The 1,120-nt window shown below is 64.4% G+C and carries 1 protein-coding gene; it reads right to left on the reverse strand.

The window, feature by feature from the left end:
• Positions 1–304: 304 nt before the first annotated feature.
• Positions 305–1,120, reverse strand: an 816-nt coding sequence (locus tag PQ627_RS19880) for an IS110 family transposase (protein WP_274263027.1), incomplete at its 5' end; no start/stop codon positions are given.

The following is a 1,120-nucleotide window of genomic DNA, read 5'->3' on the forward strand; positions in this document are numbered from 1 at the left end:
CACCCAACTAATATGTAGTTTCTTTTGTCAACGGGCGTGGGGAAGCGGCCTCGGTTTGTGTCCGGGGTCGCTTCCTTTTTGGTCCGGGGGTTCTCTGTGTGGGGGGTCCAGCGTGTCGTTGGGCGACGGCGTGGTCAGACTAATATGCGCGGGTTGGTTACCGCAGGACGAGGTGTCCGGCTGGAGGCTATCGCTTCTCTAGGGTCGGGCGTGGCCTTGAAAGGTTGCTCATAGTTGGGGTCGCGAGTTCGCTCCACGCGCTGCCGGTGTACCCGGTGGGTCCCTGGTGGTGAGGTCCCGGACGTTAGGGGTTTTGGTGCTGCGCGGTGCGTTGGGCTTCGCTGGCCAGTGACCAGCACCAGCCGGCGAGTTCACGGGCGACGGCGACGTTGGCGACGACGGGACGTTTCCGCCGTTCCTGGTAGCTGAGCCAGCGTTCGTGCAGGCGTCTGTTACCGGCTTTGCCGCGGGCTCTTTCCCAAGGGGTTGCCGCTTCCCAGCGAGAGCGCAGTGCTTGGGAAGGGTGGGTGTAGGAACGGCGGTGGTGCCAAGCGGCTTCGACGAGGAGCCGGCGCGCGTGGGTGTTCCCGGTCTTGGTGATCGAGCCTTGGGAACGGTGCTGGCCGGATGAGTTTTCACTCGGTACCAGACCGAGGTAAGCGCCGATGGTCCGGCCCGTGAACCTGTTCCAGTCACCGATTTCCACGGCCAGACCGAAGGCCGTGAGCGTTGAAACGCCGCGGAGGCATTCAAGGGCGCGCACGACCGGGGTGTACTCGCTGTCGTAGGCCATGGCCCGGATGGCCGCGTCGGCCCGCGAACGGCGATCGAGGATTTCGCTGACCGATTCGAGCGCGAGGTCGTAGGTCAGTTGCAGAGCCGGTGAATCGAAATGCTGACGATAGAGCCAGGCCAGATGCTCCTGGGTCCAGGTATGGCCGCCCGTGTAGTGAATGCCTTGGCGCAGCAGAAGTTTGGAAACCCGGTGCCGGGCACGCATCAGATCTCCCCGGATGTCTTCCCGGGCACGGACCAAGTCCCGGGCAGCTTCCTGGGACGGGCTGGGGACCGCGACCTCGGTGATCTGGTCCAGTTTCAGCAGCCGGGCCAGATGCAGAGC

Source organism: Paenarthrobacter sp. AB444, from assembly GCF_028736865.1.
GTDB classification, from domain to species: domain Bacteria; phylum Actinomycetota; class Actinomycetes; order Actinomycetales; family Micrococcaceae; genus Arthrobacter; species Arthrobacter nicotinovorans_B.